Source organism: Microbacterium sp. 22303, from assembly GCF_052045265.1.
Classification (GTDB): Bacteria; Actinomycetota; Actinomycetes; order Actinomycetales; family Microbacteriaceae; genus Microbacterium.
The window spans coordinates 73,716-98,320 of the sequence record NZ_JBQEOQ010000004.1 but is presented as its reverse complement, the minus strand read 5'-3'; the positions used below and the strand labels follow the sequence as shown (position 1 = coordinate 98,320).

At 69.7% G+C, this 24,605-nt stretch carries 26 protein-coding genes, 1 tRNA gene and 1 riboswitch; of the genes, 14 read left to right on the top strand and 13 right to left on the bottom strand.

The window, feature by feature from the left end; all coding sequences use genetic code 11:
- Position 1: 1 nt before the first annotated feature.
- Positions 2 to 694 (bottom strand): response regulator transcription factor, encoded by a 693-nt coding sequence (locus ACTJI8_RS12355; RefSeq protein ID WP_159575299.1) that lies wholly within the window; start codon positions 692 to 694, stop codon positions 2 to 4.
- A gap of 122 nt (positions 695 to 816) precedes the next feature.
- Here ACTJI8_RS12355 and ACTJI8_RS12350 point away from each other — a divergent pair, with 122 nt between their 5' ends.
- The gene (locus ACTJI8_RS12350) at positions 817 to 1,410 is read left to right on the top strand and encodes an NADPH-dependent FMN reductase (RefSeq protein WP_440733738.1); all 594 of its coding nucleotides are present in this window, start codon (positions 817 to 819) and stop codon (positions 1,408 to 1,410) included.
- 229 nt (positions 1,411 to 1,639) lie between these two features.
- Here ACTJI8_RS12350 and ACTJI8_RS12345 read toward each other — a convergent pair whose 3' ends face one another.
- Positions 1,640 to 2,176 carry a TetR/AcrR family transcriptional regulator gene (locus tag ACTJI8_RS12345; RefSeq protein WP_440733737.1) on the bottom strand — a complete coding sequence of 179 codons (537 nt, stop codon included), beginning with the start codon at positions 2,174 to 2,176 and terminating at the stop codon, positions 1,640 to 1,642.
- A gap of 186 nt (positions 2,177 to 2,362) precedes the next feature.
- Here ACTJI8_RS12345 and ACTJI8_RS12340 point away from each other — a divergent pair, with 186 nt between their 5' ends.
- Positions 2,363 to 3,181: an alpha/beta fold hydrolase gene (locus ACTJI8_RS12340; RefSeq protein ID WP_440733736.1), complete on the top strand. Its 819-nt coding sequence runs from the start codon at positions 2,363 to 2,365 to the stop codon at positions 3,179 to 3,181.
- Between the two features lie 17 nt (positions 3,182 to 3,198).
- Here ACTJI8_RS12340 and ACTJI8_RS12335 read toward each other — a convergent pair whose 3' ends face one another.
- The 3 genes from ACTJI8_RS12335 to ACTJI8_RS12325 form a co-directional block, all read right to left on the bottom strand.
- Positions 3,199 to 4,842 carry a DNA repair helicase XPB gene (locus tag ACTJI8_RS12335; protein ID WP_440733735.1) on the bottom strand — a complete coding sequence of 548 codons (1,644 nt, stop codon included), beginning with the start codon at positions 4,840 to 4,842 and terminating at the stop codon, positions 3,199 to 3,201.
- A 105-nt stretch (positions 4,843 to 4,947) separates the two neighbouring features.
- Positions 4,948 to 6,729, bottom strand: a complete 1,782-nt coding sequence (locus tag ACTJI8_RS12330; RefSeq protein ID WP_440733734.1) for a helicase-associated domain-containing protein — start codon at positions 6,727 to 6,729, stop codon at positions 4,948 to 4,950.
- A gap of 23 nt (positions 6,730 to 6,752) precedes the next feature.
- Positions 6,753 to 7,028: a multidrug ABC transporter ATPase gene (locus ACTJI8_RS12325; protein WP_440733733.1), complete on the bottom strand. Its 276-nt coding sequence runs from the start codon at positions 7,026 to 7,028 to the stop codon at positions 6,753 to 6,755.
- 115 nt (positions 7,029 to 7,143) lie between these two features.
- Between ACTJI8_RS12325 and ACTJI8_RS12320 the strand changes: the two genes are divergently transcribed.
- Positions 7,144 to 7,524, top strand: coding sequence for a cold-shock protein (locus tag ACTJI8_RS12320; protein ID WP_440733732.1), 381 nt, complete (start codon positions 7,144 to 7,146; stop codon positions 7,522 to 7,524).
- Positions 7,517 to 8,269 carry a DUF3027 domain-containing protein gene (locus tag ACTJI8_RS12315; protein WP_440733731.1) on the top strand — a complete coding sequence of 251 codons (753 nt, stop codon included), beginning with the start codon at positions 7,517 to 7,519 and terminating at the stop codon, positions 8,267 to 8,269. The genes ACTJI8_RS12320 and ACTJI8_RS12315 overlap by 8 nt, the downstream gene beginning before the upstream one ends.
- A gap of 84 nt (positions 8,270 to 8,353) precedes the next feature.
- Here the strand turns inward: ACTJI8_RS12315 and serC are convergent, their stop codons facing one another.
- Positions 8,354 to 9,466 (bottom strand): phosphoserine transaminase, encoded by a 1,113-nt coding sequence (gene serC / locus ACTJI8_RS12310; RefSeq protein ID WP_440733730.1) that lies wholly within the window; start codon positions 9,464 to 9,466, stop codon positions 8,354 to 8,356.
- Positions 9,467 to 9,657: 191 nt separating this feature from the next.
- Between serC and ACTJI8_RS12305 the strand changes: the two genes are divergently transcribed.
- The 5 genes from ACTJI8_RS12305 (at position 9,658) to ACTJI8_RS12285 (ending at position 13,418) form a co-directional block, all read left to right on the top strand.
- Complete coding sequence (locus ACTJI8_RS12305) at positions 9,658 to 10,350, top strand: metal-dependent transcriptional regulator (RefSeq protein ID WP_440733729.1); 693 nt, start codon at positions 9,658 to 9,660, stop codon at positions 10,348 to 10,350.
- A 287-nt stretch (positions 10,351 to 10,637) separates the two neighbouring features.
- On the top strand, positions 10,638 to 11,456 hold the full coding sequence (locus ACTJI8_RS12300) for a M23 family metallopeptidase (RefSeq protein ID WP_440733728.1): 819 nt from the start codon (positions 10,638 to 10,640) through the stop codon (positions 11,454 to 11,456).
- Positions 11,457 to 11,688: 232 nt separating this feature from the next.
- Complete coding sequence (locus tag ACTJI8_RS12295; protein ID WP_440733727.1) at positions 11,689 to 12,525, top strand: M23 family metallopeptidase; 837 nt, start codon at positions 11,689 to 11,691, stop codon at positions 12,523 to 12,525.
- Positions 12,526 to 12,816: 291 nt separating this feature from the next.
- Positions 12,817 to 13,314 carry an HNH endonuclease gene (locus ACTJI8_RS12290; RefSeq protein ID WP_440733726.1) on the top strand — a complete coding sequence of 166 codons (498 nt, stop codon included), beginning with the start codon at positions 12,817 to 12,819 and terminating at the stop codon, positions 13,312 to 13,314.
- 30 nt (positions 13,315 to 13,344) lie between these two features.
- Positions 13,345 to 13,418: transfer RNA gene (locus ACTJI8_RS12285), tRNA-Arg, on the top strand.
- 284 nt (positions 13,419 to 13,702) lie between these two features.
- Here the strand turns inward: ACTJI8_RS12285 and ACTJI8_RS12280 are convergent.
- The 3 genes from ACTJI8_RS12280 to ACTJI8_RS12270 all read right to left on the bottom strand — a co-directional run bounded on the left by ACTJI8_RS12280 (position 13,703) and on the right by ACTJI8_RS12270 (position 15,406).
- Positions 13,703 to 14,047, bottom strand: a complete 345-nt coding sequence (locus ACTJI8_RS12280) for a histone-like nucleoid-structuring protein Lsr2 (RefSeq protein ID WP_440733725.1) — start codon at positions 14,045 to 14,047, stop codon at positions 13,703 to 13,705.
- Between the two features lie 54 nt (positions 14,048 to 14,101).
- The gene (locus tag ACTJI8_RS12275; protein WP_440733724.1) at positions 14,102 to 14,428 is read right to left on the bottom strand and encodes a DMT family transporter; all 327 of its coding nucleotides are present in this window, start codon (positions 14,426 to 14,428) and stop codon (positions 14,102 to 14,104) included.
- Between the two features lie 12 nt (positions 14,429 to 14,440).
- Positions 14,441 to 14,505, bottom strand: a riboswitch (guanidine-III (ykkC-III) riboswitch).
- 46 nt (positions 14,506 to 14,551) lie between these two features.
- Positions 14,552 to 15,406, bottom strand: a complete 855-nt coding sequence (locus ACTJI8_RS12270) for a LuxR C-terminal-related transcriptional regulator (RefSeq protein WP_440733723.1) — start codon at positions 15,404 to 15,406, stop codon at positions 14,552 to 14,554.
- 115 nt (positions 15,407 to 15,521) lie between these two features.
- Between ACTJI8_RS12270 and ACTJI8_RS12265 the strand changes: the two genes are divergently transcribed.
- Positions 15,522 to 15,869 carry a DUF485 domain-containing protein gene (locus ACTJI8_RS12265; RefSeq protein ID WP_440733722.1) on the top strand — a complete coding sequence of 116 codons (348 nt, stop codon included), beginning with the start codon at positions 15,522 to 15,524 and terminating at the stop codon, positions 15,867 to 15,869.
- Positions 15,866 to 17,497 carry a solute symporter family protein gene (locus ACTJI8_RS12260; RefSeq protein WP_440733721.1) on the top strand — a complete coding sequence of 544 codons (1,632 nt, stop codon included), beginning with the start codon at positions 15,866 to 15,868 and terminating at the stop codon, positions 17,495 to 17,497. The genes ACTJI8_RS12265 and ACTJI8_RS12260 overlap by 4 nt, the downstream gene beginning before the upstream one ends.
- A gap of 80 nt (positions 17,498 to 17,577) precedes the next feature.
- On the opposite strand, the gene ACTJI8_RS12255 is transcribed toward ACTJI8_RS12260, so the two are convergent.
- The gene (locus ACTJI8_RS12255; protein ID WP_440733720.1) at positions 17,578 to 18,135 is read right to left on the bottom strand and encodes a methylated-DNA--[protein]-cysteine S-methyltransferase; all 558 of its coding nucleotides are present in this window, start codon (positions 18,133 to 18,135) and stop codon (positions 17,578 to 17,580) included.
- A gap of 200 nt (positions 18,136 to 18,335) precedes the next feature.
- On the opposite strand from ACTJI8_RS12255, the gene ACTJI8_RS12250 reads away from it, so the two are divergent.
- Together ACTJI8_RS12250 and ACTJI8_RS12245 are read left to right on the top strand one after the other, a co-directional pair.
- Complete coding sequence (locus ACTJI8_RS12250) at positions 18,336 to 21,995, top strand: AAA family ATPase (protein WP_440733719.1); 3,660 nt, start codon at positions 18,336 to 18,338, stop codon at positions 21,993 to 21,995.
- The gene (locus ACTJI8_RS12245) at positions 21,988 to 22,212 is read left to right on the top strand and encodes a hypothetical protein (protein ID WP_440733718.1); all 225 of its coding nucleotides are present in this window, start codon (positions 21,988 to 21,990) and stop codon (positions 22,210 to 22,212) included. Before ACTJI8_RS12250 ends, ACTJI8_RS12245 begins: the two co-directional genes overlap by 8 nt.
- Positions 22,213 to 22,281: 69 nt before the next feature.
- On the opposite strand, the gene mscL is transcribed toward ACTJI8_RS12245, so the two are convergent.
- Genes mscL through ACTJI8_RS12230 form a run of 3 tightly spaced genes read right to left on the bottom strand, consistent with a single transcriptional unit; the run spans position 22,282 to position 23,613 of the window.
- Positions 22,282 to 22,689, bottom strand: a complete 408-nt coding sequence (mscL, locus tag ACTJI8_RS12240; protein WP_440733717.1) for a large conductance mechanosensitive channel protein MscL — start codon at positions 22,687 to 22,689, stop codon at positions 22,282 to 22,284.
- A 28-nt stretch (positions 22,690 to 22,717) separates the two neighbouring features.
- On the bottom strand, positions 22,718 to 22,993 hold the full coding sequence (locus tag ACTJI8_RS12235) for an FmdB family zinc ribbon protein (RefSeq protein ID WP_440733716.1): 276 nt from the start codon (positions 22,991 to 22,993) through the stop codon (positions 22,718 to 22,720).
- A gap of 29 nt (positions 22,994 to 23,022) precedes the next feature.
- Positions 23,023 to 23,613, bottom strand: coding sequence for a 5-formyltetrahydrofolate cyclo-ligase (locus tag ACTJI8_RS12230; RefSeq protein WP_440733715.1), 591 nt, complete (start codon positions 23,611 to 23,613; stop codon positions 23,023 to 23,025).
- Positions 23,614 to 23,687: 74 nt separating this feature from the next.
- On the opposite strand from ACTJI8_RS12230, the gene galU reads away from it, so the two are divergent.
- On the top strand, positions 23,688 to 24,584 hold the full coding sequence (gene galU, locus ACTJI8_RS12225; RefSeq protein WP_440733714.1) for a UTP--glucose-1-phosphate uridylyltransferase GalU: 897 nt from the start codon (positions 23,688 to 23,690) through the stop codon (positions 24,582 to 24,584).
- Positions 24,585 to 24,605 lie beyond the last annotated feature (21 nt).

Here is a 24,605-nt window from a genome sequence, read left to right as displayed (position 1 = left end):
GCTACGCGGTCTTCCCCACCTTGAGCATGTAGCCGAAGCCGCGCTTGGTCTGGATGACCGGCTCCTCGGTGTGCGGGTCGATCTTGCGGCGGAGATACGAGATGTAGCTCTCCACGATGCCGGCGTCGCCGTTGAAGTCGTACTCCCAGACGTGGTCGAGGATCTGCGCCTTCGACAACACCCGGTTCGGGTTGAGCATGAGGTAGCGGAGGAGCTTGAACTCGGTCGGGCTGAGTTCGATGGGGGTGGAGCCGACGAACACGTCGTGCGTGTCCTGATCCATCGACAGCTCGCCGGCGCGGATCACCGATTCCTCGTCCGCCTGCATGGTGCGGCGCAGGATCGCCTGCGCACGCGCGACGATCTCGTCCAGGGCGAACGGCTTGGTGACGTAGTCGTCGCCGCCCGCATTCAGTCCCTCGATCTTGTCCTCGGTGTCGTCCTTCGCCGTGAGGAACAGGATCGGCGCCGTGAAACCCGCGCCGCGCAGTCGTTTAGTGACGCTGAATCCGTTCATGTCGGGGAGCATCACGTCGAGGATGATGAGATCGGGCTCCTCCTCCAGCACGGCCGAGATCGTGGCGGCGCCGTTGGCGACGGTCTTCACCGAGAAACCGGCGAAGCTCAGGCCCGTGGAGAGGACATCGCGGATGTTGGGTTCGTCGTCGACGACCAGGATGCGCGCTTCAGTCATGCCCCCATTATGGTGACCCGATCCGTGTTCGGGCTGATTGCGGGCGGAACTTTCCTAGGGATCGGCTATGCGGCGCCTCAGGAAGCGTGACGATCCGCCCCTTTCGGGTGCAGAGTGTGTCCATGAAGATCGACATCATCGAGCACGAGGGGCCGTACCGTGTCGGCGTCATCGTCGGCAGCCTCTCCCGGGAGTCCATCAATCGCCGTCTGGCGAACGCATTGACGCATCTTGCGCCCGAGGGTTTCGAGTTCTTCGAGATCTCCTATGCCGACCTGCCGTTGTACAACCGCGACTTCGATGCCGACTATCCGCAGGTCGCGCTCGACTTCAAGGAGGCGGTGACGAGCGCGGACGCGGTGCTCTTCGTCACCCCCGAGTACAACCGCTCGCTGCCGGGGCCGCTGAAGAACGCGATCGACTGGGGCAGCAGGCCCTGGGGGCAGAACGTGTGGGCGCACAAGCCGACCGGTGTGGTGGGCGCATCGATGGGCGCGATCGGCACGGCCGTCGGCCAGCAGTCCCTGCGCGGGACGCTCGGCTTCCTCAACGCCCGGCAGATGACCGCGCCCGAGGCCTACATCCACTACTCGCCCGGCCTGATCGACGACGACGGCCGCGTCACGACGCCCGGGACCGAGGAGTTCCTGCGCCAGTTCATGTCGGCCTTCGCCGAGTTCACGGCTCGCGTGCTGACGGTCATCCCGCAGACCTGATCCGGGCCGGACCCGCACCGTCCACGGTGACGCAGCATCCGGAGATGGATGACGAGGAGCGCGGCGGGGACTCCGCCTGCTGGCTGGCCCGGGTGTGCCCGGAGTGCGGGGCCGTGCTCGACGATCCGACCGCGCCGTGCTGGCGCTGCGGTCTGAGGCCGGGGGAGGATCCCCGCGTCTGAGCGCCTCGATCGAGGCCCACGTGCGGCCGACCGCGTCAGTGCACCGGTCAGCCGCTCAGGGCGGCATGCACGGCGTGAGCGATCACCTCGCGGATGGGTGCGTCGGGATCCACGGTGACCCGGTGCAGCAGGAGGCCGTCGCCGGTGGCCATGACGAAGGCGGCGTGCCGAGCCGCGGTGTCCCCGCCGAGGCTCGTGAGGATCCCGCGCACCCACGCCTCCATGCCAAGCCGCTGTTCGCGCAGCGGTCGCACGGCGTCTTCATCCGCCTCCAGGAACAGCGCGTAGCGCGCCCTGGTCCGCGCCGCGAGCGGACCGGACTGGAGCTGGATCATCCGGGACACGGCATCGATGAATTCGTCGGCGGTGCCGATGTCCGGCAGGCCGGCGTCCGCGCGCTCCTGTGTCGCCAGCCACTCGATCACCCCTGAGACCAGCGCCGCACGCGTGCGGAAGTGATTCGACGTGGAGCCGGGCGGCAGCGCGGCTGCGGCATCCACCCGGCCGTGCGTGAGCGCGCGGATCCCCTCCGTGCCGATCAGGGTCACGGCGGCGTCGAGCGCCCGACGGCGCGTACTGCTCATGGGACGAGCGTAGATCACTACTTTCATAGTGTGCTGACACTACGAACGTAGTAAACTTCCCGGCGAACCGCAGTGGTCCGCGCGGTGCGACGACAGGGAGGTCTCGCCATGGATACGCCGGAACCCTCGCGACTCCAACGGGAATGGTCGCCGCCGCTTCCCGACGCGGCCGGATTCGAACACGCGATGATCGCCACGCCGGGGCTGCGCACGCATGTGGCGTCGATCGGCGAGGGCGATCCCGTCGTCCTTCTGCACGGTTTTCCGATGCACTGGTGGCAGTGGCGCTTCATCGCGCCGATCATCGCTGCGGAGGGGTATCGCGTGATCTGCCCCGATCTGCGCGGCTCGGGCTGGACGGAGGCCGATGACCCGCGATTCGGCCCGGAATCCCAGCTGGACGACGTGGTCGCCGTGCTGGATGCGCTCGGCATCGGCACCGCGCGTTTCCTCTGCCACGACATGGGAGCGATCTCGGGGATGCAGCTCGCGTACGGCAGTCCGGAGCGCGTGCGGGCGATCGTGCAGGTCGCCGTGCCGCCGGGCTTCTTGGAGTTCTCGCCCCGGGTGATGCCCGCGTTCGCGCACATGCCGGCGCTGCTCATGCACCGCGCGGGAAGATCGCTCGGATACCTGTTCGGATCCCGCTATGCGGCGAAGCCGATGACCGACGAGACGGTCGAAGCCTACCTGCGGGTGCACGAGCGGCCTGAGATCGAGCGGGCCGTGACCGCGCTCTACCGGGGCATGGTGATACCGGTCTCGCGACGGCTGATGGGAGGGGTCTACAAGCGGATGCGTCTGCGCCCGCCGATGCTCTGCGTGTTCGGCAGCGAGGACGGCCCGTTCGCGGAGCCGACGGTGCGCCGCATCTGCAGGAACCACGGGCAGCATGCCGACAGGTTCGAGCTCGCGTTCGTCGACCACGGCGCGCATTTCCTCACGGACGATCAGCCGCGCGAGGTCGCCCGGCTCGCGCTGGACTGGTTCGCCCGCACCACCTGATCTCGCGTCGTGCGCCCTCAGGCCGCCTCGAGCTCGTGCGCGTCCAGGATCGTGTAGCTGTAACCCTGCTCGGCGAGGAAGCGCTGCCGGTTCTGCGCATAGTCCTGGTCGACCGTGTCCCGCGCGATCAGCGTGTAGAAGCTTGCCGTGTGCCCGGACTGCTTCGGTCGCAGCAGGCGTCCGAGGCGCTGCGCCTCCTCCTGGCGCGAGCCGAAGGATCCGGACACCTGGATCGCGACCGAGGCCTCCGGCAGGTCGATGGAGAAGTTCGCGACCTTCGACACCACCAGCAGCTCGATCTCGCCCTCGCGGAACTGCCGGTACAGCTCCTCGCGCTCGTCCACCGGCGTCGCGCCGGTGATCGACGGCGCGTTCAGGGCCTCGGACAACTCCTCGAGCTGGTCGAGGTACTGCCCGATCACGAGGATGCGCTCGCCGGGGTGCTTCGCGATGAGCTCGCGCACCGTGGTGATCTTGGCCGGCGCGGACGCGGCGAGGCGGTAGCGCTCGTCATCCGTCGCGGCGGCGTACTCCAGCCGGTCGTCCGGTGGCAGGTCGACGCGAACCTCGTAGCAGGCGGCGGGCGAGATGAAGCCCTGCGCCTCGATCTGCTTCCACGGTGCGTCGAACCGCTTGGGGCCGATCAGGCTGAACACGTCGCCCTCGCGGCCGTCCTCGCGCACGAGCGTCGCGGTGAGGCCGATCCGGCGGCGGGCCTGCAGATCGGCGGTGAGCTTGAAGACCGGTGCGGGCAGCAGGTGCACCTCGTCGTAGACCACCAGACCCCAGTCCATCTCGTCGAGGAGGGAGAGGTGCGCGTACTGGCCCTTCCGCTTCGCGGTGAGGATCTGGTAGGTCGCGATCGTGACCGGCTTGACCTCCTTCACCTGCCCGGAGTACTCGCCGATCTCCTCGGGGGTCAGGCTGGTGCGCTTGATCAGCTCGTCGCGCCACTGGCGGGCCGAGACGGCGTTGGTGACGAGGATGAGCGTGGTCGTCTTGGTCGCCGCCATTGCACCGGCGCCGACGATGGTCTTGCCGGCACCGCAGGGGAGCACGACGACGCCGGATCCGTCCTTCGCGAACGCGTCGACCGCGTCCTGCTGGTAGGGGCGCATCGTCCAGCCGTCCTCGGCCAGCGTGATCTCGTGCGGTGTGCCCGGCGTGTAGCCGGCCAGGTCCTCGGCGGGCCAGCCGATCTTCAACAGCTCCTGCTTGATCTGGCCCCGCGCCCACGCGTCCACGACGTACGTGTCGGGGGCAGGGTGGCCGACGAGCAGCGGCTGGATCCGCTTGTTCCCGGCGACCTGGGTGAGCACGGCGGGATCCGTGGAGCGCAGGATGAGTACGCCCTCGTCGTCGCGCTCGATCACGAGCCGGCCGTAGCGGTTCACGGTCTCGCGGATGTCGACGGAGACCGACGGGGGCACGGGGAAACGCGACCAGCGGTCGAGGGTCTCCAGCATGTCCTCGGCCGTGTGGCCGGCCGCGCGGGCGTTCCACAGCCCCAGCCGGGTGACCCGGTACGTGTGGATGTGCTCGGGGGCGCGTTCCAGCTCGGCGAAGATCGCGAGCTCGTGCCGCGCGCTCTCGGCGTCGGGGTGCGCGACCTCGAGCAGCACGGTGCGGTCGCTCTGGACGATCAGCGGGCCATCAGACATAGCGGACCAGTCTACCGGTCGCACCGGGGAGCCGGCGCTCGGCGCCGATCGATGCTCGCGGCCACGGGGGTCGGGGCGGCCCGGTCCTGCTGAGAGGATCGGGACTCAGGATCCGGCGTCCTCGATGGCGCGGGTGGAGAGGATCGAGCGGATCGGCAGGGTGCGCTCGACGTCGCTCGCCCCGTCGCGGCCGCGGACGCGCCCGCCCCCGAAGCCGGTCACCTCGAGCACCAGCTCGCGCGCCGTGCCGTCGGGCATGGCTACCTCGACTGCGATCACGGCGCGCTGCTTCGCGGCGTGCTCGAGCTCCCGTTCCAGCCACGCGGCGTCCGGGTTGCCCTCACGCGCCTCCCGCAGCCGGGCGATGAGCGCCGCGTAGCGCTGGGCGTCGGCGGGGGGCGGGGGAGCGCTCTCCGTTGTGGTGCGAACCGGTCGCTCCACCGCACCGGCCGCGTCCACGAGGGCGGCGGGGTAGTGCTCGTCGGTGAGCGCCCAGAACACGGTGTCGCGGTTGACCCGCGTGGTCAGCGCCGCGGCGTCCTCGCCGGTGTCGTCGGGGACGAGGCCCAGGGGGCGCAGCGCCTGGTCCACGCCGATCGCCTGCAGCAGGTGCAGGTCGCGGCTGCGCACGCGAGTCCGTCCGGTCGCAGGGTCGGTACCGACCTGCACCTGGCCGTGCCTGCTCGCGCTCTGCGCCAGCAGGTAGCGCAACGGCTGCGGCACTCCCGTCAGGGAGAGACCTTCGAGGAAGTCCAGCACCCCCTCCTCCGTCTCCCCGGACGACAGCGCCGTGCTGAGCGAGTCGGCGGTGAAGCGGTACGAGGACGCCTGGCTCGCCGACTCGCGGGTGGCCATGCCGCGCAGCCGCAGGTCCAGGGCGGGCAGCAGCGGCCCCGGGGCGATCGCAGTGAGATCGTTCTGCAGGAAGATCCGGTCGACCTCGGCGGGCACGTAGGCGGCGAGGGCGGAGGGATCCGGGTCCGCTCCGCGTCGCGGCGCCTCGGCCCAGGGGGTCTCCGCTGCGGTTCCGTCCGAGCTCTCGTCTGTGATGAGGCCGAGCAGACGGGCCTGCCGGATGAGTCCGTCGATGCGTGCCGGCCAGCTCGGGTCCCAGGGATGCTCGGCGTGCCAGTCCGCAAGGGGGATCCAGCCGCCGTTCCGGGTGCGCAGCACCTCGGGCAGAGCGGTGCGGAAACCTGCGACCAGCCGCGACCAGCGCTCGGGGCCGGGCAGCCGGAGCCACGCCGCACCGGCGTCGGACAGGCGCAGGGTGCGCTCGATCGGCCGCAGCAGACCGGCGGCCGTGCCGAGCGCGAGCACATCGTCGAGCAGAGCAGGGTCTTCGGGGAGCCCGCGTTCGCTCAGGCGGCGCTTCTCGGAGAGTCCCACGGTGCCGCCTGCGAGCAGCGCCAGCGGCCCCTCCTCGGCGAGCAGAAGGGCGTCGGCGAGGGTCGCGACCGTCGTGAAGGCGCGTTCGGCGGCCCGGGCTGACTCGGGCTCATCTGCGCTCTTAGGGAGGTCTGCGGACACCGATTCGTCGCCCGGGATGATCGGGCCTGCGACGGTGTCGCGTGCGGCGACGGCCGCCGCCACTGTCGGGGGTAGCGTCGCGCCGGAGGGCGAGAGCAGGGCGAGGGTGCGCAGCGCGTCTGCGACCGCACCGGGATCCGCGCCGGATGCGGCGGCGACGAGACCCGCGACCTCGGCCCGGGTCAGACGGGGCAGAACCCGTGCCACCGACGTCGGATCCAGCAGCGCCTCGGCGGCGTCGAAGAAATCGTGCCAGCCGGCATCGGGGCGCACCTCACGGCGCCCGAAGAGCGCGGCGAGATCGTCATCGGTGCGCGCGGACAACGCCTCGGCGAGAAGGCGCGCATGGGTGCTCATGGTGAGAACAGCTCGCGGCGGCGTCAGGAGCGCCGCGCCGCGCGTCCTCTCCGGACGAAGCTCATGATGAGCAGGACGACGATCATGCCGAAGGCGAGCGGCAGGCCCCAGAACGGGAACACGCCCACGACGGGCCAGGCGCCGTGCGTGAAGTCAGCCTGCTTCATCCCCACCGCGGTCGCGATGATGATCACGAAGAAGCAGATCACCGAGAGGGCGGCCAGCGTCAGCGCGCCGAAGGTCAGGAACCGATCGATCCCGCGGATCTCCGGCTCGGGGGCAGGCGGCCGAGTGCTCATCCGTCTCAGCCTACCCGCTCCGCGACCGGTAGGCTGGTGGGGTGCGGGGCTTCCGCACGCCACCCGATCGGATCCCCCGGATCCGGCGCCCGAGTATTTGCAGCGAGGTTCTCCCATGCCCACCGGCAAGGTCAGGTTCTACGACGACGAGAAGGGGTTCGGCTTCATCACCACCGATGACGGCCAGGACGTCTTCCTGCACGCCTCGTCCCTCCCCGCCGGATCCGCGGTCAAGGCCGGCGCTCGCGTCGAGTTCGGCGTCGCCGACGGAAAACGCGGCCTGCAGGCGCTCTCCGTGCGCGTGCTCGAGGCTCCGGTGAGCCTCGCCAAGTCCAAGCGCAAGCCCGCGGACGACATGGCTGTGATCGTCGAGGATCTCGTGAAGCTGCTCGACGGCATCGGCGGCGACCTGCGCCGCGGCCGCTATCCGTCGTCCAGCCACGGCCGCAAGATCGCCGCCGTGCTGCGCAACGTCGCCGAGGACTTCGATGCCTGAGGACGAGGCCTCGGGCATCGAGCCGGTCGAGCCTGCGCAGGGCGCGGTCGCGCCGGAGTCCGCCGAAGCCGTCGCCCCGGCGGTCGAGGAGCGCTTCTCGACCGATGAGCCCCTCGCCGCGCCGTTCGTCAGCGAGCGCCTGCTGGGCGCGCGCGATCTGGCGCTCGCTGCCCTGCACGAGATCACCCCCGCCGCATCGGTCGGGCCGGCTGCCGGTTACCTGCCCGAGGTCGACGGCGTGCTCTCGCTGCGTTTCGAGAACCGGCTCGGCGGCTACCCCGGCTGGTACTGGACCGTTTCGGTCGCCCAGGTCGGGGACGAGGAGCCGACCGTGCTGGAGGCCGAGCTCCTGCCCGGCGACGGTGCTCTGCTCGCGCCCGAATGGGTGCCGTGGGCCGAGCGCCTCGCGGAGTACCGCGCACATCAAGCGGAGCTCGCCGCGACCGCGCAGCACGACGCAGAGGCGAACGGATCCGAGGAGATTTCGGGCGAAGAGCTCGACGGCGGATCCGACGACGACCTCGACGACGACGATCTCGACGACGACGACGACGCCGACGATGACGATCTCGACGCCGATGAGCGGGACGAGGACGATGCCGCACCGCGTTTCCACGCCGGCGACCTCGACGGCGTGGACATCGATGAGCTCGATGACTCGGCAGAGTCCGCGGAGGACTCCGAGGATGACGATTCCGAAGAGGACGACGACTCCGAAGAGGACGACGACTCCGACGAGGAGTGACGCGCCGGGCAAGGCCCGGAAATGCTGCGATACGAGAGAAGGCGCCCCCGAGCGGAGGCGCCTTCTCTCGTATCGCAGCGCGACTCAGGCGCCCTGGTGCTCCAGCACGTAGTCGATCGAGCGGATCAGCTGCCGCACATCATCCGGCTCGATCGAGACGAACGTCGCGATGCGCAGCTGGTTGCGGCCGAGCTTGCGGTACGGCTCGGTGTCGACGATGCCGTTCGCACGCAGCGTCTTGGCGACCGCGGCCGCGTCCACCGAGTCGTCGAAGTCGATCGTCGCCACCACGGGGGAGCGGTCGGCGGGGTTTGCGACGAACGGCGTCGCCACGGCACTCGCCTCGGCCCAGCGGTACAGCTCCTGCGAGGACTCGTTCGTGCGGGCCGCCGCCCAGGCGAGTCCGCCGCTGGTGTTGATCCACTGCAGCTGCGAGTCGAGCAGATGCAGCGTCGTCAGGGCGGGCGTGTTGAGCGTCTGCTCGAGGCGGGAGTTGTCGACGGCGTTCTTCAGGCTGAGGAACTCGGGGATGTAGCGACCGGAGGCGGCGATCCGTTCGATCCGCTCGATCGCGGCAGGTGAGACCGCGGCGAACCACAGCCCCCCGTCGGAGCCCAGGTTCTTCTGCGGGGCGAAGTAGTAGACGTCCGTCTCGGTCACGTCGAAGTCGATGCCACCGGCGGCGCTGGTCGCGTCGATGACGGTGAGGGCGCCATCCGCGGCGACGCGGCGGATCGGCGAGGCGACGCCGGTCGAGGTCTCGTTGTGCGGCCAGGCGTACACGTCCACGCCGTCGACGATCTCGGCCTCGGCGCGGGATCCGGGCTCGGCGTTGCGCACGTCCGGCGCCTGCAGCCATGGTGCGGCCGCCGCCTTGGCGAACTTTCCGCCGAACTCGCCCGAGACGAGGTTCTGCGCGCGGTTCTCGATGAGGCCGAACGCGGCGGCGTCCCAGAACGCCGTGGATCCGCCGTTGCCGATGATGATCTCGTAGCCCTCCGGAAGGCGGAACAGCGACGACAACTGCTCGCGGACGCTGCGGACGAGGTTCTTCACCGGCGCCTGCCGGTGCGAGGTGCCCAGCAGGCTCGACCCGACGGCGGCGAGCGCGCTCACCTGCTCCGGACGGATCTTGGACGGGCCGCATCCGAAGCGGCCGTCGACGGGCAGAAGTTCACGGGGAATCTCGATCGCCATGCACAGATTCTAGGTGTCGGCGGGGGAGCGCCCCGGCCCTGTGACGCCGTGCGACGGGCTCCGCACGGGGCCGGCGACTCCGCGCTGCGATGCCTCTGACAGCCCCTACAGGGCAGAGCCGACGCATATCCGCAGAAGGTAGGCTTGCCTAACACCACGCAACCGCGTCCGCGGCACGACAAGGGGGATCGATGGCCGATCTGATCGACACCACGGAGATGTATCTCCGCACCATCCTCGAACTCGAGGAGGAGAACATCGTCCCCCTGCGCGCCCGGATCTCCGAGCGCCTCGGGCACTCCGGCCCCACGGTGTCGCAGACGGTCGGCCGCATGGAGCGCGACGGTCTCGTGGTCGTCTCCGAGGATCGACGGCTCGAACTGACCGAGGCCGGACGCCGCAAGGCGGTGGACGTGATGCGCAAGCACCGCCTCGCCGAGCGGCTGCTCTCCGACGTGATCGGGCTGGACTGGGCCTACGTGCACGAGGAGGCCTGCCGCTGGGAGCACGTCATGAGCGAGCAGGTGGAGCGCCGTCTGGTCGAGCTTCTCGGGCACCCCACGGAGTCGCCGTACGGCAATCCGATCCCCGGCCTGGACCAGCTCGGCGGCACCCCGGCGCGCACCTTCGACGAGGGCGTGATCGGCCTCGTCGAACACATGAACACGGCGGGCACCCCCACCGAGGGCACCGTGCGTCGTCTCGCCGAGCCCGCGCAGGTGGATCCGGAGCTGCTGGAGCAACTGCGTGACGCGGGCGTCGTCCCGGGGGCGCGCGGGCGGTTCCGCTTCAACGAGGGGTACGTGCTCATCGAGGTCGACGGGCAGGACGAGGGGCTCGAGCTCCCGGTCGAGCTCGCCTCGCACATCTTCCTGGTCGCCTGAGCTCTCCGCACGCATCGGGGACGATCCGCCGCCTGGGCGTCGCCTGTACGCGACCATCTGGATCCGCGGAAAATCAACGTTCAGCAGATCCTTGGCGCAGTGTGACACGTTCGTGACTTTCCGGTAGCGTCGAAAGGGCCGCCGGCGAGAAGCCCGCCGACGGACTTCACGGCGCTCGCCTCATCGGCCCGTCGCCGCCGTGGGGAGGCATGTGTCCGAGCCCTGTGCGGACCGACCCGATCGACGACGGACCGGCGCGATCTCGCGCAGAGGCCGGAGGACAGACTTTGCCTGAGACCACGATCGAGACTGCGAGCCCGACGAACGCCGAAGCGACGACGTCCAAGAAGGGCGTGAACCGATCCGCTTTCGTGCGTCCGGTGCGCACGGTGGCGATCCTGGGCGCCGTCGGCGCCCTGGTCGCTGCGATCGGCCTTCCGGCGTTCGCCTCGGCGAGCGGTCCGGCCGATGCGGCCCCGGTGACCACGGAGCAGCTGGCGGCAGACAACGCGCAGTCGATCGTCGTCGCTTCCGAGGCCACACAGGCCCCGAGCGCGCGCGGGCAGTTCACCGCGACCACGCCGGACGAGATCGAGAAGCGCAAGGCGGAGGATGCCGCAGCGGCTCGGGCCGCCGAGGCGGCCGCATCGGCGGCGTCGGCCAGCAGTTCCCGCCCGTCCCTCGCCGGGATGGCGCTGGTCGCTCCGGGCTCGGGCGCGGTGCGCTACCCGGTCACCAGCTTCACCCCGGGCGAAGGCCCTGGATCCGGTCGCGGCCACGAGGGCTGGGACATGATCGCCCCGGAGGGCACCCCGATCTACGCTGCGGCCGCGGGCACCGTGACCGCCTCCGCCGAGAGCATCGGCGGCTACGGCGTCTCGATCATGATCATGAGCAACCTCAACGGCACCATGGTGGAGACCCGCTACGGTCACATGGTCTACGGCAGCCGGATGGTGGAGGCGGGCGACCAGGTCTCCGCGGGTCAGCTCATCGGGCTGGTCGGCAACACCGGCAATTCGTATGGATCCCACCTGCACTTCGAGGTCCGTATCGGCGGCTCGGTCATCGACCCCGAGCCCTGGCTCGCCGCGAACGCGGGCTGACCGGCAACGGCAGCCGCCGATTCCCAGATCCGTCCTCCCGAATCAGGGGGTGACAGATTCATCACAATCGGGTAACGTCGGGGAGGTCGCCGACGAGAAGCCCGTTGACGATAACCTCGGCGGCCGCCTCCCGGCTCGTCACCGCCGTGGTCATCCTGATGCTTGTCGAAATCCCGACTTGCACGCGAATACGGACGAGCCGACGCACGGCGCCGAGGCCTGGAGGAAGCCCTTGGCTGCAGAACTCGAACAGACCGACACGTCCGTCGACACGCGTTCCCCGAAGCGTGCGAAGAGCCCGGTCTCCCGTTCCGTCGTGCGTCCGATCCGCACTTTCGCCGTCCTCGCCGCCGTAGGCGCACTGGTGGCAGCGATCGCCCTTCCTGCCCTCGCGACCGGCGCCGCGTCGCCCGCGACGGCGTCGCCCGCGACCGCCCAGCAGATCGCCGCCGGCCATGCGCAGTCGATCGTCGTCGCCTCCGAGGCGACAGCCGTGTCGAGCGCACGGGGTTCCTTCACCGCGACGACGCCGCAGGAGATCGAGCAGAAGAAGGCGGCCGAGGCCGCCCTTGCCGCGGCGAAGGCGGCGGCGGAGGCCGCTGCCAAGCCCTCGGTCGCATCCGTCCGCACGAGCATGGCGCCGATCGCGAGCCCCGGGCAGGTCATCTACCCCATGGCGTCCGGCTCGTACACGCTGAGCGATGGCTTCGGCGCGGCTCGCAGCGGTCGCAGCCACATGGGGCAGGACTTCGCCGCCCCGATCGGCACGCCCATCTATGCCGCTGCCGATGGCTGCGTCACGATCTCGCAGGACGGCTACGGCGGCTACGGCGAGACGATCGAGCTCTCGCACCCCGCTCTGAGCGGTGCCAACGCGATCGCCACCCTCTACGGGCACATGAACTACGGCAGCCGAGCCGTGAGCGTTGGTCAGTGCGTCACCGCCGGTCAGTACCTCGGCGAGGTCGGCAACACCGGCTGGGTCTCCGGGTCCTGCCTGCACTTCGAGGTGCTCGTGAACAACACCGAGATCGACCCCCTCGCGTGGCTCGAGGTGAACGTCCGCTGATCCGACGGCGCGTTCACCGGAAATTCTCCGCGTGGTCGCCGGGGCATGGGTTAGCCTGATTCCGTCGTCGCAAGGGCGGAGGAACACGATGGGACGAATACCGAGCATCCGAACCACGGATGCACTCGGTCGACTCGTTCTTCGGCATTGCCCGCAGGATCAGCACGGATCGCCCGTGCGCTCTCGGCGCTGTCTCTCGTAGACAGCGCCGTTTTCGTATCCTGCGGACCCTCCGTCTGCGCACGGTCGAGAGACCGGGAAGCCGTCCCGGTCGGATCGAAGGGATGCAGGATGCGCACACTGGTGCTCAACGCAGGGTACGAACCGCTCGCGATCGTGTCGTTCCGACGCGCGCTCGTGCTGGTCATGAACAAGAAGGCCTCCGTCGTCGAATGCGTCGACGACGATCCCGTCTGGGCGGCGAGCGGCCGCTTCGACCGCCCGGCCGTGATCGTGCTCAGCCGCTATGTGCGGATGCCGAGGAGCCGGTACGCTCCCGTCACGAGACGCGGGGTGCTGCGCCGCGACGGCAACCGCTGCGGGTATTGCGGCAAGTCCGCCTCCACGATCGATCACGTGCTGCCGCGTTCGCGCGGCGGTAAGAACTCCTGGGAGAACCTGGTGGCGTGCTGCCTGCGCTGCAACAACGTCAAAAGCGATCGCACTCCGCAGGAGATGGGATGGGAGCTGCGACTGACGCCCGCCCCGCCGCGGGGGACCGGCTGGACCGTGCGCGGATCCGAACGCGGCGAACCCAGCTGGGAGCGGTACCTGGCGATGGCCGCCTAGGTCCGTGGGCGCTCGTTAGACTGGGAGCGCGCCTTCGTAGCTCAGTCGGATAGAGCGGCCCTCTCCTAAAGGGCAGGTCGCAGGTTCGAATCCTGTCGGGGGCACGAGCGAGAGGGAGACCGCCCGAAGGGTGGTCTCCCTCTCGCTCTACACCGCCCGAAAGGCGAGGCTCCGTTCGCCAGGAGGCTCCGCGCGCCGACCTGTCTCGAAAACGCTGGACGGCCCCAGGTTCTTGTCGGCGCGTGGAGGGGCGAATGGAGATGCGGGGGCACAACTGATGGAGATGCGGGGGCACACGCGACCCGATCTCGACACCCCCGCCACCTCGCCGCACACATGAGAAGGGACCGCCCATACAGGCGGTCCCTCTCGCATTCATGGTTCGTGGTCAGTGCGCGGCGCGATAGGCCTCGATCACGTCTGCCGGGATCCGGCCGCGCTCGGAGAGCTTGTAGCCGTTGTCACCGGCCCAGGCGCGGATCGACGCGGTCTCAGGGTTGCGATTCGGGCGCTTGGCTGCTGCAGCCGGCCGTCCCGTCGCCGCGCGCTGTGTGCGCCGGCCTGCGGAGAGGTAGGGGGCGAGTGCCGCACGCAGGTCTGCGGCGTGGGCGCTGGTCAGATCGATCTCATAGGCGGATCCGTCGAGCGAGAAATGAACGGTCTCGCCTTCGCCCACTTCGAGAACGGAACCGTCGATATCGTCGACGAGCTGATGAACGATTTTGCGTGCCATGGGGACAAACCTAGTTGCAGGAATTGCCGGCGGCAATGATTGGAATGCGGAATGTCATGCGTGTCCCTGATCGATCAGTTTCAATCCGACAATGCACCCGACCAGCCCGAGGATCAGCAGGATACGAAGCCAGGACACCTCGGAATCGCCGGTGATCATCGCCCAGACGACGGTGAGCGAGGCGCCGATGCCGACCCATACCGCATAGGCGGTGGCCGTCGGGATCTCCCGCATCGCCCACCCCAGCCCGAACATCGATGCGGCGAGGCCGATCACGAAGATGACACTCGGCCACAGTTTCGTGAAACCCTCGGATTTCCCCAGCGCGGTGGCCCATACGGCCTCGAACATTCCGGAGATGATGAGCACGAACCACGCCACGGCGGGCCTCCTTGAGAGCCAGTCTTTTCGCTGTCCGGGTACTGGCCCGCCTCGTCCGGGTGCGCACTGCGCGATTCCGAGCATAGCCGCACACCCTGGGCAGGAGCAGGGCAGCGCAGAGGGTCAGGGGATCAGTCCGTCCCGCCGCGCCCGGGCGACGGCGGCGTGGCGGGTCGGGGCGTCGAGCTTGGCCATCGCGGTGCCCAGGTACGCCTTCACCGTGGACTCGCGCAGTCCCAGCTCACCTGCGACCTGCGCGTTGGTCTGACCGAGGGCTGCGCAGCTCAGCACGTCGAGCTCGCGCGGGGACAGGTGCACCTCGGCGGCGCGCGACCGTGGCGCAGGCGCGGAGAGTGCGAGCAGGCGGTGCTCGAGATCACCGAGGCGTTCGCGCACCGCCGGGTCCGGCACGAGGGCGGCGACGGCGCGCAGCTCGGCGAAACTCTCGCGCAGTTCTTCGCGCTGTGCGGGGCTCAACGAGGGCGGGGGAGCCGGCGTGCTCATGGAGCGCAGCCGCCGCTCCACCTCTTCGCGGATGCGCAGTTCGCCGGCGAGCGCGTCCGCGATCTGCATCGCCGGGGCGGTGGTGATTCCGCCGGCCGGAGATTCCTCCCAGGTCCCGGCGTACAGCACGCCACGCGGCCGTCCGGACACGATCACGGGGATCGCGAGCAGCGTGCGCAGACCTTCGCCCAGCACGAAGCCGTCGTAGTCGTGGGTGATCTGCCGCGAGGCGCCGTAGTCGTGGGTCATCCGAGGACGAAGTTCGGTCATGGCCCGTCCCCCGAGACCGCGCTGCGGCTGCACCCTGAGGCCCTCGAGGCTGCGGGTGCGGGAGCCGACGATCGCGGTGACCGGAACCTCACCGCTGTCGAGCAGGCCGCCGAAGGCGACCGGGAATCGGGTGCGCCGGATCAGGTCGCGCACGGCCTGCGCGACCAGATCCGCATCGGATCCGACTGTCTCGAACGAGTTCACCGACTACCAACTTCCGGGGGTGCCCGCCCCGTCTGGTCGTTTCGTAGCGTCGACGTTATCACTCCGGCGCGCATCGGGGCTCGCCGGAGAAATCGATATGAGGCGAGGAGGCCCCATGTCCGAAACCACTGATGCGCACACATCCGATGCCATCGACTATCTGCAGGTGCAGGAATCGGAACCGTTCCGCAGGTTGCGCCGCGAGCATCGATCCTTCGTGTTCCCGCTCGCAGTGCTGTTCCTGGTCTGGTATTTCGTGTATGTCCTGCTCGCGGCATTCGCTCCGCATTTCATGGCGCAGCGGGTGTGGGGAGACATCACCGTCGGGCTGCTGTTCGGTCTCGGCCAGTTCGTGACGACATTCGCGATCACGATGGGCTATGTCGCATTCGCGAACCGGAAGCTGGATCCGCAATCCGCGAGCATTCGCGAGACGCTGGAGAAGTCGGAGGCGGGGGCATGATCGTCATTCATTCCGCCGCCGGCTCCACGCTCGAGCAGAGCAATCCGGTGCTGAACATCTCCGTCTTCCTCGCGTTCGTCGCCGTGACGCTGTTCATCGTGATCAGGGCGAGCCGGAACAACAAGACCGCAGCGGACTACTACGCGGCCGGTCGCAGTTTCACCGGCCCGCAGAACGGTTTCGCGATCGCCGGCGACTACCTCTCCGCGGCGTCCTTCCTGGGCATCTGCGGCGCGATCGCCGTGAACGGGTACGACGGGTTCCTCTACTCGATCGGGTTCCTCGTCGCCTGGCTCGTGGCGTTGCTGCTGGTGGCCGAGCTGATGCGCAACACCGGGAAGTTCACGATGGCCGACGTGCTCTCGTTCCGGCTCAGGCAGCGGCCGGTGCGGATGGCGGCGGCGCTCACGACCCTCGCGGTGTGCTTCTTCTACCTGCTCGCGCAGATGGCGGGCGCCGGCGGCCTGGTCTCGCTGCTACTCGGCATCAGCGACAAGCTCGGGCAATCGCTCATCATCGCGGTGGTCGGCGTGCTGATGATCGTGTACGTGCTGATCGGCGGGATGAAGGGGACGACCTGGGTGCAGATCGTGAAGGCGGGTCTGCTGATCGCCGGCGCGGTCGCGATGACCGTCTGGGTGCTCGCACTGAACGGCTTCTCCCTGAACACCCTCCTGGAGAGCGCGGTGGCGGCATCCGCCTCGGACCCGAAGGACGCGATCCTCGGCCCGGGACTGAAGTACGGTGCCAATCCCTGGGACTTCATCTCCCTCGCGCTCGCCTTGGTGCTGGGCACCGCCGGGCTTCCACATGTGCTGATGCGCTTCTACACGGTGCCCACGGCGAAGGAGGCTCGTCGCTCCGTGGTGTGGGCCATCTGGCTGATCGGCATCTTCTACCTGCTCACCCTGGTGCTCGGGTACGGCGCCGGCGCACTGGTCGGACCTCAGTCGATCATGGCGGCGCCGGGCGGCGTGAACTCCGCGGCGCCGCTGCTCGCGCTCCATCTCGGCGGTCCCGTGCTGATGGGCTTCATCTCGGCGGTGGCGTTCGCGACCATCCTCGCGGTGGTGGCGGGGCTCACGATCACGGCGGCCGCGTCGTTCGCGCACGACATCTACGCGAACGTGGTGAAACGCAGCAGGAACGGCGACGGCCAGGCGGATCCGAACGGCGAGGTTCGCGTGGCGCGCCGTACCGTGATCGTGATCGGCGTGCTCGCGATCCTCGGCGGCATCGGAGCACAGGGGCAGAACATCGCCTTCCTCGTGGCGCTGGCGTTCGCTGTGGCCGCCTCGGCGAACCTGCCGACGATCCTGTACTCGCTGTTCTGGAAGCGCTTCACCACGCAGGGCGCGGTATGGAGCATGTACGGGGGCTTGGCGGCGGCGATCATCCTGATCGTGCTGTCGCCGGTGTTCTCCGGCAAACCCACCTCGTTCCTGCTGGGCGTGAACTTCGCCGTCTGGCCACTGGAGAACCCGGGGATCCTGTCGATCCCGCTCGGATTCCTGCTGGGCTGGCTCGGATCCGTACTGGACCGGGGCACGGAGGATCGGCGGCTCGCCGCCGAGATGGAGGTGCGCTCGCTCACCGGCTACGGCGCGGAGAAGGCGGTGGAGCACTGAGCCGCCCGCACTGACGAAGGGGTGCGCGCACCCGCGCGCCCGCCGCGCATCCCGCCCGGATGCGCGTCCGCCCCGGCGGCCTACACGCCGGGGCGGACGTCGTCCGCGGTGCGGCCTCGGGCGGCCGCATCCGCCTCCAGGTCCAGCAGGTACCGCTTGCGCTCGGGATGCGCCCCGTACTGGCCGGGCGAGCCGTCGGCACGCACCACGCGGTGCACGGGCACGACGATCGAGAAGGGGGTGTTCCGGCACGCGGTGCCCACCGCGCGAGCGGCGCCGGGACTGCCGGCCATTGCCGCGACCTCGCCGTAGCTCGCGGACTCGCCCCAGGGAATCTCGGACACGGCCTGCAGGGCGGCGCGGGTGAAGCCGTTCACGAGCCGCCAGTCCAGGGCGAGCTCCTGATCGAAGCGGATCGGCTCTCCGTCGAAGTACGCGCGCAGCAGTGCGTCGACCTCGGCGCCCGCGCCCGGATCCGGTTCCGGCAGCGCATGCAGCATCCGTGCGGTCGCCTCCAGCGCCCAGGGCGAGCCGCGGTGCATCCCCTCCGGCAGGTCGAAGGCCACCAGCCCCTCGTCGGAGAAGACGAGCAGCGCGTCCCCGAACGGGGTGTCGGCGAAGTCGTAGCGGTAGATCATGCACCCATCCTCGGTCACCGCCGGCGCCGACGGAGGCCGAGAGGCGCAATCGGTGGGGAACATCGGGAAAAGGCCCGCTGTGGAGGGAGAAAGCACCTGAATCCGGCGAAACCCAGCGGATCTGACGGTTCTGCCCATGCGGCACGCCTAGTCTTTGTCGTGTGTGGCGACGTGACGGGAAGAACGCGGAGGACAAGTCCGTGACGCCCAGCGACGTCGACGTGGCGGAGCCGGGCGTACAGGTGGTGCATGCCGCCACGGTCGAGCGCACCCGTCTCAGGGCGGAGGCCGCGGAGCTCGGCGGGCCGTCGCCGCTCACTGCCTACCGCGACGTCGCCGGCGGCGGAATCGACATCTCGCGGGCGCATCCCGGGAGCCTTCCCCAGTTCATCACCGGCCGCTCCACGCTGCTCTCGAACCTGTTCCGCGACGAGGTGGGGCTGCGCAACGCCCGTCTGGCTGCCGACCGCATCACCGCGAAGAACACCGAGCTGCGCACTGTGCGAGGCCTCGACGCCGTGCACCTCGCGGTCGGGCTGTGCACCTGGCGGATCGGCGGCGTCGACTACGCCGCCCCGATGCTGCTGCGTCCGCTGGCGATCCGACGGCACTACGCCGACTACGAGCTGAAGCTGCACGGGCAGTTCTTCCTCAACCCGGAGCTGGTGCGCATCGCCCGCGACCACTTCGGGATCACGATCGACGACGCCCGGCTCGCCGCCCTGGCGTATCAGAACGGCGTGTTCGCACCGCAGCCCGCCATCGACATGCTCCGTGCGGCGACCTCGTCCGTCGACACGTTTTCCGTGCAGCCGCGCATGGTCGTCTCCACCTTCGCCGATGTCGGCACCGCGATGGCCCGCGACGCCCACGACCTCGACCACCCCGTGCTCAATGCGCTGGCCGGGCACGCGGCCGATCGCGAGCGGGTCACCGCACCCGGTCCGACCCCCTCCGCCGCCGGTCCGGACGACCGGGCACCGGCCTCCGACAACCTGCTCCTCGACGCGGACAACGAGCAGGAGCAGGTGCTGGCGCGCATCGCGGCCGGGCACTCGCTCACGGTGTCGACGCTGCCGGGGACCGGCGGGACGCAGACCGTGATCAACGCGATCGGCGAGCTGGTGCGCGCGGGCAAGCGCGTGCTCGTCGTCTCGCCGCGACGCTCGACGCTCGACGGCGTGCGGCACCGCTTGAGCGGGATCGGGCTGGACGGATTCGCCGTGTCGCCCGCCTCCGTGCGCCGGGACCTGGTGCGCGCGATCGGACGCAACGAGAAGGCGGCCCCGCCCAAGCTCGCCGAGATCGACGACGCCCTGCTCCGGCTGCGCACGGTGCTGCGCGACTACCGCCGCGCGCTGACCGAGAAGGATCCGGCGCTGGGCGCCAGCGTGCTCGACGCCACCCGCATGCTCACCCGGCTCGCGCTGCTGCCGATGCCGCCGTCCACCACCGCGCGGCTCGGTCGGCCGGCGCTGCAGAACCTCGCGGAGGACCGCACGCATGCCGCCGAGGCCCTTGCGCAGGCCGCGCGGCTGGGCGAGTTCCGGTTCGGGCCCGACGACTCGCCCTGGTACGGCGTCGTCTTCGCCTCCTCCGACGAGGCGCACCGCGTGCACGCGCTCGCCGAGCGGCTGCATGCGCGCACCGTGCCGGATCTGCTCGAGCAGGGCTACGAGCTAGTCGCCCAGACGCGCATGCGCCCGTTCGCGACGATCTCCGAGCTCGGCGAGTACCTGCGGCTGCTGCGGGGGATCCGCGACTCGCTCGACCGTTTCACCCCGGCCGTGTTCGAGCGTCCGCTCGGGGAGCTCATCAAGGCTCACGGCAATCGTCGGGAGAGCGCTGCGCTGACCGGTGCGAACCGTCGCCGGCTGCGCCAGCTCGCCAAGGAGTACGTGCGACCCGGTGCGCACGTGGGCGACATGCACGAGGCGCTCACGCGTATCCAGAGCCAGCGCACCGAATGGCAGCGCTATGTCGACGCCGGCGTCGCCCCCGAGGTGCCGCTCGGGCTCGCCGACGTCTCCGTGGCCTGGCGCGACGTCGACGCGCAGCTCGCCGAACTCGACGCGGCGCTGGGACGTCGCGAGCCGCTCGCGACACTGCCCGTCGCGCGCCTGCTGCGCACGCTCGCCGGTCTCGCGGCGAAGTCCGACGTCTTCGAGAACCTCATCGAGCGCGCCCGGATCCGAGACGAACTGGCACGTCTCGGGCTCGAGCCGCTGCTGATCGACCTGTCCACCAGGCACCTCTCGGAGGATCGGGTGGGCGCCGAGCTGGAGTACGCCTGGTGGCAGTCGCTGCTCGAGCAGGCGCTGCGCCAGAACCGCTCGCTGCTGGGCGCGAACACCTCCGTCGTGGATCAGCTCGAGCGCGACTTCCGCCTCGTCGACGAGGCGCATGCCGGCGCCGCAGGTCCCCTGCTCGCCTGGCAACTGAGCGGCCAGTGGCGGATCTCGATCGTGGACGAAGCCGCAGAGGCGCAGAATCTGCGTCACGGGCTCACCCAGCACCGCACCACGGTCGCCGAGCTGGTGGCTGCGGCGCCCACGCTCATGCGCGTGCTCGCGCCCGTCTGGATCGCCTCGCCCTATCAGGTGCCGGATCTGCCCGACTCGATCGAGTTCGACACCGTGATCCTGGTCGACGCCGCCGCGATCAACCTGGCCGAGGCGACGCCGGCCATCCGCCGCGCCCGCCAGATCGTCGCGTTCGGCGATCCTGTGCTGCAGAAGCCGACTGCGTTCCAGGTGGCCACGATGCCCGCGGAGGACCGCGAGGAGGAGGAGCCGTTCGACGAGACCTCTGTGTTCGAGCGCCTCTCCGAACTGCTGCCCGTGGTCACCCTGACCCGCAGCTACCGCGCCGGCGGTGAGGATCTCGCCTCGCTCATCAACGACGCGTTCTACGGCGGCGAGATCGTGTCACTGCCGTGGGCAGGCTCCTATCTCGGACGCGGATCCCTGACCGTCGACTACGTCGAGGGTGGCGTCGGCATCCCGCACCCGGAGACCGGTGCGATGGAGAGCCCCGAGGCCGAGGTCGCGCGCGTCGTGACGCTCGTGGTGGAGCACGCGGTGCACCGCCCGACCGAGTCGCTCATGGTCGTCACCGCGAGCCGCCGGCATGCCGAGCGGGTCTTCGCGGCCGTGTCCGTCGCCTTCGCGGGGCGCAGCGACGTGGCCGAGTTCGTCGGAAGGGACACGCAGGAGCCCTTCATCGTGCTGACGCTCGAGGAGGCGGCGGCGGAGAGCCGCGACCGCGTGATCTTCTCCCTCGGCTACGGCGTCACCAAGCACGGCCGTGTGCTCAGCGACTTCGGCGACCTGTCCTCGCCCGACGGCGACCGCCTGCTCACGATCGGCATGACCAGGGCGCGCCGGTCGATGGTGATCGTCTCCTCGATCCGACCGTCCTCGTTCGACGAGGGCCGCCTCGATCACGGTGCCGCGACGCTCATGGCGATCCTCGGCGACCTCGCCGGCCACGCCCGCGAGGAGCGCTCGGAGGACCAGGCGGATCCGCTCACGCTCGCGCTCGCCAGAGAACTGCGGCGCATCGGGGTCTCGGTCGACGTGGACTACCGCGGACTGCTGCCCCTGGTGGCGCAGCACGCCGGCAAGGCGGTTGTGATCGAACCGGATCCGGAATCGCGTCCCGAGTCGCTCCGGGAGACGCTGCGGCTGCGCCCGCAGGTGCTGCGACGCCTCGGCTGGCACTACATCCGCGTGCACGCCTTCGACCTGTACAGCGATCCCGCCGGCGTCGCACGCCGCATCGGCGAGGTGCTGGGGGTGCCGCTCGACGCGCCGCGCGTGGACGGCGACACCCAGCCGCTCGATGTCGACGATGCCTGACGGGGAGCCTGCTGCGTCGTCCGAGGCGGGTTCGGACGGATCCGGATCCCGGCAGCGCATCGTGCGCGTGCGCGGTTCACGACGTGCGAAGCTGACACCGGCGCCTGGCACGCACGCCGAGCCGGACGAGCGCGACCGCGATTCCGGAGCGACGGCACAGGGCGCTTCGGGGCCGAACGACGCCGCCCTGCGCCGCGAGGTGCCGCCGCACTACTGACATCGGCGGCCCGCAGACGACGACGCCCCCGTCGCCACGAGGGCGCGGGGGCATCGAGGTTGGATCCGGTCAGGCCGACTTCTGCTTCTCGAGCAGGTCGCGGATCTGGATGAGCAGAACCTGCTCGCTGGGCAGCTCCTCGGGTGCGTCGACGACACCCGCCTTCGCGGCCTGGCGCTCCTTGAACTTGTTCATCGGCATGACGAGGAACAAGTAGACGACGAGTGCCACGGCGACGAAGTTGATGATCGCGGCGATGATGGCGCCGATGCCGAAGTGCGCATCGGCGAAGACGCCGGGGATCGTGATCGTCCACTTGGCGAGATCACCCGACGGGACGAGAGCTCCGATCAACGGGTTGATGAAACTCTCGACGATGGTGTTGATGATCGCGGTGAACGCGGCACCTATGACGACTGCGACAGCGAGGTCGATGACGTTCCCGCGTGTTATGAATTCCTTGAACCCCTTGATCATGCTTCTTTCTCTCCCCTGAAGTTCGGCCTCAGGATCCCGAGGCCGGTGCGGAGGCGGGCGCGGGTTTGGCGCTCGCCGTCGATTCCGTCTTCGATGATGCCCCCGCCGAAGAGGAAACCCCAGATCCCGCGCGGGAGTCGGTGCGATAGAAGCCCGAGCCGTTGAAGGTCACGCCGATCGATCCGTACTCCTTGCGCAGTCGCCCCTGACACTCGGGGCACTCGGTGAGGGCGCTGTCGGAGAAGGACTGGACGGCGTCGAAGCGGTGCCCGCAGACGGTGCAGGCATAGGAGTAAGTGGGCATGGGGCCTCGCAGGTCTCGGTTCGGGAAGGTCAGGTCAGGGGGAAGACGACGGTGCGCAGCGGCGTGACCGCGCCGGTGACTGGCTGGTCGTGCACGTCGTGCGGCACCTCGTCGAGGATCTCGGAGTCGTAGACGACGGCGTAGACGGGCGGGCACTTCTGCATCGAGCCGAGCGTGCGGTCGAAGTAACCGCGCCCCCAGCCCATGCGCATTCCCGTGCGATCGACGGCTGCCGCCGGGATGAGCAGCAGATCCACCTCATCCAGCGCCATCGGGTTGAGGATCTTGCCGGTGGGCTCGGGCAGTCCGTGCAAGCCCGTCGTGATCTCCTCCTCGGAGCCCGCCACCGCCCAGTCGAGCAGGCCGTCCTCGCGGGTGATCGGCAGCAGCACGCGGATGCCGCGGGCGAGCGCCTCGCGGATGAAGGTGCGCGTGCCGGGCTCGGTGGTGGTCGAGAGGAAGCAGGAGATCGAGCGCGCGCCGGTCGCGGCGATCAGCTCGTCGAGGCGTGCCCTGAGTGCGGTCTCGGCTGCGGCGCGCTGCTGATCCGACAGCAGGCCGCGGCGCTCGCGCAGATCGGCGCGCAGCGCGCGTTTCGCATGATCGATCTCGCCGGGCATGGCCCTGATTCTACCGGGGGTCCGCGCGTGTCGGCTGAGGGCCGGATCCGAGCAAGCGCCCGTAAGCTGAGCAGATGACGAAGGCACGCATCAAGGCCGTGATCCCCGCGGCCGGCCTGGGCACGCGCTTCCTGCCTGCCACGAAGGCGATGCCCAAGGAGATGCTGCCCGTCGTCGACAAGCCCGCGATCCAGTACGTGGTCGAAGAGGCCGTGGCCGCGGGCATCGACGACATCCTCGTGATCATCGGCCGTAACAAGAACGCGATCTCGAACCATTTCGACTCCGTGCCGGAGCTCGAGGGCAAGCTGACGCAGAAGGGCGACCACAGCCGCCTCGCCCGCGTCGTCGCGTCCAGCGACATGGCGGACATCCACTATCTGCGCCAGGGTGAGCCCAAGGGCCTCGGGCATGCGGTGCTGCGCGCGCGCACGCATGTGGGTGACAGCTCGTTCGCGGTGCTGCTCGGCGACGACCTCATGGACGAGCGCGATCCGCTGCTGACGGCGATGATCGCCGAGCACGAGCGAACGGGCGCGGCCGTGATCGCGCTCATGGAGGTGGATCTCGACCAGATCCACCTGTACGGCACGGCGGCGGTGGACGGAACTCCGGACGGCGCCGCCGACGAGATCCGGCACGTGACCGGATTGGTCGAGAAGCCCGCTCGTGATGAGGCGCCGTCGAATCTCGCCGTGATCGGCCGCTACGTGCTGCCTGCCTCGATCTTCGAGATCCTCGAGCGCACGCCGCCCGGGAAGGGCGGGGAGATCCAGCTCACGGACGCGCTGCAGGAGCTCGCTGCGGATCCGGACGGGCCCGGCGTGCACGGCGTGATCTTCCGCGGGCGCCGCTATGACACGGGCGATCGCCTGGAGTACATCAAGGCGATCGTGCAGCTCGCCGCCGATCGCGATGACCTCGGGCCGGACCTGCGGGTCTGGCTCAAGGAGTTCGCCGAGAGGATCTGAGCGGATCGTGGACGTCTCGGC